Origin of the sequence: Caulobacter sp. SSI4214 (assembly GCF_012184455.1) — a bacterium.
Lineage (GTDB): Bacteria > Pseudomonadota > Alphaproteobacteria > Caulobacterales > Caulobacteraceae > Caulobacter > Caulobacter vibrioides_E.
In genome coordinates, this window is record NZ_SZWJ01000133.1 from 1 (window position 1) to 8,646 (window position 8,646).

Below are 8,646 nucleotides of genomic sequence, written 5' to 3' on the forward strand. Positions count from 1 at the left end.
CGCCCGTGCGGAAGAAGGCGATCGAGGCCTGCAGCTCCTCGGCCTGGGCGGCCAGTTCTTCCGAGGTCGCCGACATCTTTTCCGAGGCGGCGGCGTTCTGCTGGGTCACTTGATCCAGCTGCTGGATGGCTTCGTTGATCTGGCTGGCGCCGATGTCCTGCTCGCGGCAGGCGGCGCTGATCTCGGCGACCAGTTCAGCGGTCTTGCGGATGTTGGGCACGAGGTTCGACAGCATGTCGCCGGCCGACTGGGCGGCCTTGACCGTGTCGGACGAGACCGAGCTGATCTCGGCGGCGGCGGTCTGGCTGCGCTCGGCCAGCTTGCGCACTTCCGAGGCGACGACCGCGAAGCCGCGGCCGTGCTCGCCGGCCCGGGCCGCCTCGACGGCCGCGTTCAGGGCCAGCAGGTCGGTCTGGCGCGCGATTTCCTGAACGATGGTGATCTTCTCGGCGATGGTCCGCATCGCGTCGACGGCCTGGGCCACGGCTTGACCGGACACGTCGGCTTCCTGCGCCGACTGGCGAGCGATCTTCTCGGTCTGGGCGGCGTTGTCGGCGTTCTGCTTGATGTTGGCGGCCATTTCTTCCATCGAGGCCGAGGCCTCCTCGGCGGCCGAGGCCTGTTCGGTCGCGCCCTGGCTGACCTGCTCCGAGGCCGAGGACAGCTCCTGGCTGCCGGCCGAGACGTTTTCCGACGCCGAGATCGCGTCGCCGACCACGCCGCGCAGGCGGTCGATCATGACGTTCACGTGGCCCAGCAGGTCGGCGATTTCGTCCTTGGTGGTGATGGCGATGGTCTGGGTCAGGTCGCCGTCGGCCACCAGGCCGACCGCCGAGGTCGCGCGAGCCAGGCCCTTGCTGATGCCGACCATGATCCACGCCGCGAAGGCGGTCGCGGCGAGCAGGCCGACGATGATCATAACGATCAGGCTGTTGCGCGCCGAGGCGTAAAGGTCGTCGGTGTCCTTCGAGGCCTTCTGCAGTTCCGCGCGCTGGGCCTTGACCAGGCTGTCGGCGGCGGTCGAGACGGCCGTCACCGCCTTGGCGCCTTCGCCGAACGACAGCGCCGTGGCCTCGGCCACCTTGTCCTGCACGCCCAGGGTGCGGATCTGGGCGTCGATGACCTTGAACTCGTCGAAGCGGCGGCGCAGCTCGTCCCACTTCGGACGTTCTTCCGACGTGATCAGCGGTTCGGCCTCGGCGAGGGCGGCGTCGAACGCCTTGATGGCGTCGCCCGCCTTGGCGTCATATTTCAGCGCCTTGGCCGGATCCTTTTCAAAGATCGTGTTGGCCTCCTGGCGAACGGTTTCCAGCATGGCGGTCTGCGCCCGGTGGGCGATGTCCAGCAATTGGGCCGGACCGGCGATCGCGGCGTTGATCGCGTTGTTCAGATTGTTCATCTGCACGGCGCCCATGGCGCCCACGCCGATGAGGATGGCAAGGGTCAGGCCAAAGGCCAGGCCGAGTTTCAGCTTGATCGTGAAGCGCATGAAATTGGTCCTCTGGTCCTAGTCGTCTTACACGCCCGTTTCGTCGGAAACGGCCTAACCCGCCGATGGTCCGTAGCTGGTGGGGCCCGCCCCTAGAGTCCTTCGCGACGCTGGCTCGCGGCGGACGCTTTTTGTTATGGTGGGTAACAAGATTGCTACGATCCATTACATCTCGCCCAGTTCGCGCCCATCTCGTGAATTAGGGGTTAAGTCTGGGTGCAGCAGAATGTCGCATTGCGCGAGTGAATGCGGGTGTTCGCCGGAACGGCGACTCGGGGTTGAGGTGGTGGGAAAGGCTGGGCGCGGCAGGTTTAAGTGCGAACGGTTGAACCGCTCGACCGCGCTCTAAACGTTTGAATCTGAAGCCTGTCCGCTTCGAATGATGCCATTTGACGCGGGCAGGCTCTGGCGAAGCGGGGGCGATCGTCCCCGTCCACGATGGGTGACAGATCATGAGCGCGCGCGCGGGGCGCTTCGCCGATCCGCTGAGTCGGCCCTTGAAATACGGTGTCCTCGACCGACTGCTCGGTCACGCGGTCCGTCAGGCCAAATATCGCGTTCGCGACGCGTTCGACGAAGCGATGAGCCCCTTTGGCCTGACCACCCAGAGGTTCACCGCCCTGATGCTGATCGCCGAGAACCCCGGCCTGACCCAGGCGGACATCGCCAAGGTCATGGGCATCGCGCGTTCGGGCGCCGCGGCGATCGTCGTCGCCCTGGAGGAACGAGACCTCGTCGAGCGCGCGCCCTCCGCCGACGCCCGCGCGTTCGCGCTGGCCCTGTCTCCGCACGGCCGAGAAGCGCTGCCCGACCTGGTGGCGCGCGTCGAGGCGCACGAGCGATCGCTGTCTCGCAACCTCTCCCCCCAAGAGGTCGAGACCCTGAAAGCCCTCCTGGCCCGGATCGGCGGGTAGAGCCTCGCGCGGAAAAGCGGGCGCCGATTTCCCATATCGCTTTACGGGAGGCGGGTTGAACGACTGCAAAGCCGTCTCCATCGGACCAGAGGCGCCGCCAATTCCGTCGCCGGCGGTTCGCTGTGTTGGAGGCCCCGCTCGGCGAATGATCGAGGTTGCGTAAAAACCCGCGAAGGTTCGCGCCGCGACCGGTTGGTTCCAGAGGGCGCCGCGTTGAGCGCCAGGCCCGGATCGCCGCCATCAGCGGCTGGGTAACCCGTCCGGTGGAGGTCTCCCAAACCCTTACGTCAAAAGGCCTCGCCCTAGAACCATCTCTTAAGGTTGGCGGTGCAATTTATGGTTACGCTTTGCTCTGGAAGCGCCAGGGCGTGTCCGCTGAGAACAGGCCAAAATGCCCGCCCTGATCCATGGTCGCTTTGAGTCTCGCGCTCGCCTGGCGCCGGATGCCGTCGCCCTGTCCGCCGAAGGCGGAGACATCACCTACGGCGTCCTGGAGGCGGTATCTCGCGCATTGGCCGCGCGCCTTTCGCCAGGGCGCGTCACGGGCATCTTGGCCGAGCGAGGGCCGCGCATGGTCCTGGCCATGCTGGCCTGCGCCCGCGCTGGCGCGCCATTCGTGGTTCTCGACCTGGCCTACCCGCTGCCGCGGCTGCGCCGCATGTTGGAGATCTGTCGGCCAAGTTTGCTGCTTGAGGCGGGGCCGGCGCCGGAAGGGCTTTCGGATCTGCCCCGCCTTTCGGTGTCTTTCGAAGCGAACGAGGCCTCGGATGCGCCCCTGGGCCCCGTCGATCCCGACGCGCCGGCTTATCTTCTCTTCACCTCCGGCAGCACGGGCGAGCCCAAGTGCGTGGCCGTCTCGCACCACCCGTTGGTCAACTTCGTCGCCTGGCAGGCGCGAACCTTCGGCCTGGACGTCCAGGACCGTTTCACCTTGCTCTCGGGTTTGGGGCACGATCCCGTGCTGCGCGACGTCTTCACGCCGCTGAGCCTAGGCGCGCGACTGTTGATTCCGTCGCAAGCGGTGTTGACCTCGCCTGGGTCGCTGCCAGCGTGGTTTAGCCGGGCCCGGCCGACCGTGGCACACATGACGCCCCCTTTGGGTCAGCTTTTGATCGCCGGTCGCGACCGCGTGGCTCTGCCGGATCTGCGCTATGTCTTCTGGGGCGGTGACGTTCTGCGCCGCGGCTTGGTCGACGCCGTGGCCGCGCGCGCCCCGAACTGCGAAAGCGTCAATTTCTACGGCGCCACGGAGACTCCTCAGGCGGCCACCTTCCATCGTGTTCCGGCCGTTGGCGACGGTGAAGAGCGTTTGCCGATCGGGCGCGGCATCGACGGATTCGAGGTCTTGGCGCCGGACGCCGCGCCTGGTCCGATCGTCATTCGCTCGTCGTTTCTGACGCTGGGCCCGGTTGTCGAGGGACGGCTGCCCGCGCCGACGCCGCCGCGACTTCAGGACTACCCCACGGGCGATCTTGGCATGCGGCGCCCCGACGGCGCGGTGACAATCCACGGACGCCAGGACGACCAAGTCAAGATCCGGGGCTACCGGGTCGAGATGGCCGAAGTCACCGCGCGCGCTCTTGCCGCGCCCTATATCGCGCAGGCTATCACGCTCAATATCGGAACCGACGAGGCGCCGCGTCTAGGGCTGTTCGTCCAGCCGCTGAACGCCGAATTGACATTGGATCACTCCGCCGTTCGCGCGCGTCTGGCGGCGGCGCTGCCGGACTATATGGTGCCTGAAAGCGTCATGACCCTGCCGGCCTTGCCGCTTTTGCCGAACGGCAAGATCGATCGTCAGGCCTTGATCGCGCTGGTCCCGGATTGTCCGAACGCGTCGAGCGTTCGCGCCGCGAGAACCCCTGTGGAGAAGGCCCTCGTCGCCGAATGGAGCGATCTATTCGGCCGCCCCGTTGGCCTGGACGATAGTTTCGCTTCGCTCGGCGGGGACAGCCTGTCCTATGTCACCGCGTTTCTTTCGCTGGAGGAGATCCTCGGCGAGACGCCCGAAGGCTGGACCTCCATGAGTCTGGCTACCCTCGCGGCCCGCGCCGATGGCGAACCCGCCAAGAAGGGGCGTCTTGCCTGGATCGAGAGCCCTATCTTGCTGCGGGCCGTAGCGATTTGCGCCGTGGTCGCCAGCCACTTCCAGCTGATTTTCACGGGCGGCAGCGCCACCAGCGCGCTGCTTTTTGTCTCGGGCTACATCTTCGGCGGCTTGCAGTTGAACGAAATGGAGCACCAAAGATCGCTGAAGCCCCTGTGGCGCCTGCTCAAGGGGCTACTTCCGCCGCTGTTGGCCTATGAGCTCGCCAATACGGCGCTGAAGCTCCTTACCCACCAGCCGATCCGTCTGTCGGGCCTACTGCTCTACACCGACCTTCTGGATTATCGCGGGCTGCCCGCCGAGGGGCCCAACGCCTATGGCGGCCATGACGCCGTCATGTGGTATGTCCATTGTATCTTCCACGTCATCCTGCTGTACGGCGCGTCGTTCTGGCTGCTGGACCGCGTGTTCAAGATCGCGCGGCCCGCCTTGATGACGGCGCTGGTCCTGCTGGCGGTTGGTCTCCTGGGACGTTTTGTTCTCCCGTTCGCCTTCGTGCCTGACTTTGGTCGCGCCCCGCTGGACATGATGTCGGTGTTCAAGCACTCGCCGACCACCCATATGGCCACCTTCGCCTTGGCGGCCTTGGCGGGGTTCCTGAGGGGGCGTGGCCGGGTCGCCTTGACGATCGCCGCCGCGCTCTACGCTTGGGCGAGTTCGCCTTTCTATACGATTGGCGACGCGGCCGTGCTGGCTCCGATCGCGGCGCTGATATTGTTCGTCCCCAAAGCGCCTTGGCCGCGCCTGCTGTCCAAACCCGTCTATATGATCGCCGGGGCTTCGTTGTTCATCTATCTGCTGCACTTCAAGGTGCTTGGCGCCTGGACGCGCCTGACCAACGCGTCCCTGGTCTTCGCCTGGATCGCGGCGGTGGTCGTTGGCGTTGTCGCCTGGCGGTGTTGGACGCTCGCGCTCCAGCAGGCCCCGTTGCTATGGGCGAGGCTCAAGCGGGTGATTTCTCGCCCGTTGAAACCCGCGACGGTTGCTTCTTAACCAGCCGTTCCGGCAATCATAGGTCCCGTGGAGATCGGTTTCGCCGGCGGTGTCCGGCGCCGCCCCGGAAGACGGCGCCGCGCTTTCAGGCGGTGACGTCCTGAGCAGCGCTGGGCCGCGCGGACCCACGCGCAGGGTGTTCTGGTCGTCGGCGACGGGAACGCCTTGTTGGGTGGTCAAGACCTGGCCGCCGTCCGGGGGCGTTTGATGCAGTTCCCCGGCCTGGCCGATTTCCGTCGGAAATTCGGCCGCGTTCGAGGGCGCGCCTGTGTCCTTGCCGATCGCCTTGGGCATGCTGACTCCGTGGATTGCGAGGGTTTGCCCCCGAGGGGGGCCTAAGTCTCAATCCCGGGACGCGCGGTGCGTTTCGGTAAGCATCAAAGGTTGGTCGGGAGCGCGGAGGTCAGGCGGCGATCTCGCCTTCTTCGCCTGGACTTAGGCCGAGCCGCTCCCGCAGCGCCGCCGCGCCCTCGGCGGTCAGCCGCACCGCGCGGCCCTTGGTCTCCAAGGCCAGCCAGCCGCGCGCGGTCATGGCCTCCAGCAGTTTCACGCCCAGCGGTCCGGCCAGGTGATGGCGACGCTCCGTCCAGTCTAGGCACTGCCGCGCCACGCCGCGCGGGGACCGCAGGGCGTCGACCTCGACGCCCAGATCCTCGAACCAGCGGCGCCCCTCGGGCGTGACGTCGTAGAGCTTTTCGGCCGCCGGGCGGATCAGGTCCTTGCCGACCAGCGCCTCGCAGACCTTCACGCCCAGGCGGCCGGCCAGGTGGCCATAACAGCAGCGGGCGTCGCGCAGGGCGCGGGCCTTGGGCGACCGGGGGATCTCCAGCGAGCGCACAGGCGCCGCCAGCACCGACAGGGCCTCGATGGCGTGGGCGACCTCGGCGCTAGCGAGGCGGTAGTAACGATGCCGGCCCTCGCGCTCGACCTTCAGCAGGCCGCCGTCGACCAGCTTGGTCAGGTGATTGCTGGCCGCCTGGGCCGTGACGCCGGCGGCCCAGGCGAGGGCGCTGGCGGGCTGGGCGCGACCGTCCTGCAAGGCCTGCAGCATGGCGGCGCGGGTCGGGTCGCCGATCAGGGCGGCTGGCGAGGCTATGTTGGCGTCCATATCGGCATCATAGGCCCATCGCCGGGCGAATGGTTCATCGGCGCGTGTAGCATCGCGGCGGCGGTTCGGAGCAAGAGAAGGGCCATGAGCAAGACCCGCCTGCCCTGGATCGCCGCCGCCGCCAGCTTCGGCTTCTTCGTCACCCAGCTGGACGTGACCATCGTCAATGTCGCGCTGGACGCCATCGGCAAGGCGTTCGACGCCCCGACGGCGCAGCTGCAGTGGGTCGTTGACGCCTACATCCTCGCCCTGGCGGCTATGCTGCTGTCGGCCGGCGCGGTCGCTGACCGGGCGGGACCCCGCCGGACGTTTGTGGCCGGCCTGCTGCTGTTCGGCGTGGCCTCGGCGGCTTGCGGCCTAGCCGCGAGCCCGCTGATGCTCATCCTGTCCCGCGTGGCCCAGGGCGCGGCGGGGGCGCTGCTGATCCCGCCGTCGCTGGCCCTGATCGCCCACGCCGCTCATGGAGACGACCGCAAGCGCGCCTCGGCCGTGGGCTGGTGGACCGCCGCTGGCGGCGTGTCGATCGCCGCCGGCCCGGTGCTGGGCGGGCTGCTGGTCGAGACCCTGGGCTGGCGCTGGGTGTTCTTCGTCAACCTGCCGGTCTGCGTGATCGGCGCGGTCCTGACTCTGCTGGTCGCGCCGCCGACGCCGGCCAAGCCGAAGGTCCCGTTCGACATTCCGGGCCAGGCGATGGCGGTGGCCGCCGTCTCGCTGCTGGTCGGCGGACTGATCGAAGGCGGACATCGAGGCTGGGGCGGCGCGCCGCTGCTGGCCCTGATCGCGGGCGTGGTCCTGACTGGCGCCTTCGCGCTCTTCGAGCGGCGCGCGGAGCATCCGGCCATGCCGCTGGGCGCCTTCCGCGAGCGCCCGGCCTGGACGGCCGTCGTGGTCGGCTCGGCGCTGAACTTCACCTATTACGGCCTGATCTTCGTGCTGGGGCTCTTCATGTTGCGCGCCCTGCGCTGGAGCCCCTCGCGGGCGGGCCTGGCCTTCCTGCCGCTGACGGCGACCTTCATCGTCTCGAACCTGGCCAGTGGCGGGCTGGTGGCCCGTTTCGGCGCGCGGGCGGTGACGACGGCGGGTGTGCTGATCGCGGCCTGCGGCTACGTCCTGACGGCGCGGCTGGGCGCGGGGAGCGGCCTGGCCGAGATGCTGCCCGGCTTCGCCTTGATCCCCGGCGGCATGGGCCTGGCCATCCCGGCGCTGACCAGCGGACTCCTGGCCAGCGTCGACAAGCACGACGCCGGCGCCGCCTCGGGCGCCCTTAACGCCTGCCGCCAGGTGGGCGGGGCCGCGGGGGTGGCCATCTTCGGCGCGCTGGCGGGGCGGGATGTGGTCTCCGGCCTCCACGCCTCGGGCCTGGGCGCGGCGGCGCTGCTGGTCGGCGCGGCCTTCATTTCGGCTGGCATGCCGCGCTTTCTCCGACCGGCTAAAGCGGGCTGAGCAAGGACGCCGCGGGAGGAGGGGGGCGGAGCACGCGCTATTCGTTGCGCGCCTAAACTGGAAATCCTGACTCTTTTGAGACGTTCGGAGGGTCCATTTCCCAGTCAACAGGATCAGAGCGGGCTATGCGAGGAGCGGCGCGGCGGGGGTCCGTCGCGCGTCGTCTCCAGCCTCGCCAGCAGCCTGTTGTAGGTCGATTGGCGTATGGGCCGACCGTCGCGTAGCGAGCGCCACGTGGTCTCGCTGACTCCCAGCACCTCTTGAAGCCAGACCTTGGTTACCGCCGGAAGCGCCTTGCGGATGACGAGAACCTGCTCTTGGTCGACAAGCACCATGTTCATCTTTGATCTCCTTCGAACGACGCGTTGGTCCCTCGAACCGTCGGCGAGCGCGGCGCGTCGACGGAGGGCTGACTTACGGCTTCAGGGTGCGCGCGCGCATCGCGGCCGAGCCCTTCAGGGCCAAGTTGTCAGCGGCGGCGCCGACCCCGACTTGATAGGCGCCCTTGTCGAGCACCCACCGCTTGGCCTTTGGGTCGAAGCTGGCGAGCAGGCGGGGATCGGCGGTCAGGGTGACGCGGCGGGTCTCGCCT

Annotated in this window: 7 protein-coding genes and 1 pseudogene; 3 read left to right on the top strand and 5 right to left on the bottom strand. The window is 68.0% G+C overall.

The genetic code is table 11. The annotated features are described in order from the left end of the window. A partial coding sequence (locus FCU40_RS21830) for a methyl-accepting chemotaxis protein (RefSeq protein ID WP_168077844.1) occupies positions 1 to 1,489 on the bottom strand: 1,489 nt, incomplete at its 3' end. A 452-nt stretch (positions 1,490 to 1,941) separates the two neighbouring features. Here FCU40_RS21830 and FCU40_RS21835 point away from each other — a divergent pair. Together FCU40_RS21835 and FCU40_RS21840 are read left to right on the top strand one after the other, a co-directional pair. Next, positions 1,942 to 2,403 (top strand): MarR family transcriptional regulator, encoded by a 462-nt coding sequence (locus tag FCU40_RS21835; protein WP_168077846.1) that lies wholly within the window; start codon positions 1,942 to 1,944, stop codon positions 2,401 to 2,403. Between the two features lie 391 nt (positions 2,404 to 2,794). Beyond that, positions 2,795 to 5,503: a non-ribosomal peptide synthetase gene (locus FCU40_RS21840; protein WP_168077848.1), complete on the top strand. Its 2,709-nt coding sequence runs from the start codon at positions 2,795 to 2,797 to the stop codon at positions 5,501 to 5,503. A gap of 102 nt (positions 5,504 to 5,605) precedes the next feature. On the opposite strand, the pseudogene FCU40_RS23145 reads toward FCU40_RS21840, so the two are convergent. Then, positions 5,606 to 5,797 (bottom strand): annotated as a pseudogene (locus FCU40_RS23145) (hypothetical protein); the annotation flags it as partial. A 109-nt stretch (positions 5,798 to 5,906) separates the two neighbouring features. Further along, entirely contained in the window at positions 5,907 to 6,611 is a 705-nt protein-coding gene (locus tag FCU40_RS21850) for a winged helix-turn-helix domain-containing protein (protein ID WP_168077850.1), read from the bottom strand. An 84-nt stretch (positions 6,612 to 6,695) separates the two neighbouring features. On the opposite strand from FCU40_RS21850, the gene FCU40_RS21855 reads away from it, so the two are divergent. After that, positions 6,696 to 8,054, top strand: a complete 1,359-nt coding sequence (locus FCU40_RS21855) for an MFS transporter (RefSeq protein WP_168077852.1) — start codon at positions 6,696 to 6,698, stop codon at positions 8,052 to 8,054. A gap of 113 nt (positions 8,055 to 8,167) precedes the next feature. Here the strand turns inward: FCU40_RS21855 and FCU40_RS21860 are convergent, their stop codons facing one another. Both FCU40_RS21860 and FCU40_RS21865 read right to left on the bottom strand, forming a co-directional pair. Then, complete coding sequence (locus FCU40_RS21860; protein ID WP_168077854.1) at positions 8,168 to 8,395, bottom strand: hypothetical protein; 228 nt, start codon at positions 8,393 to 8,395, stop codon at positions 8,168 to 8,170. A gap of 73 nt (positions 8,396 to 8,468) precedes the next feature. Beyond that, the coding region (locus FCU40_RS21865) for a fibronectin type III-like domain-contianing protein (protein WP_168077856.1) at positions 8,469 to 8,646 on the bottom strand (178 nt) is incomplete at its 5' end.

Excerpts from the sequence above, each read along its gene's own strand:
- FCU40_RS21835 (WP_168077846.1), top strand. The coding sequence starts at position 1,942 with ATGAGCGCGCGCGCGGGGCGCTTCGCCGATCCGCTGAGTCGGCCCTTG.
- FCU40_RS21850 (WP_168077850.1), bottom strand. The coding sequence starts at position 6,611 with ATGGACGCCAACATAGCCTCGCCAGCCGCCCTGATCGGCGACCCGACC.
- FCU40_RS21860 (WP_168077854.1), bottom strand. The coding sequence starts at position 8,395 with ATGAACATGGTGCTTGTCGACCAAGAGCAGGTTCTCGTCATCCGCAAG.
- FCU40_RS21855 (WP_168077852.1), top strand. The coding sequence starts at position 6,696 with ATGAGCAAGACCCGCCTGCCCTGGATCGCCGCCGCCGCCAGCTTCGGC.
- FCU40_RS21840 (WP_168077848.1), top strand. The coding sequence starts at position 2,795 with ATGCCCGCCCTGATCCATGGTCGCTTTGAGTCTCGCGCTCGCCTGGCG.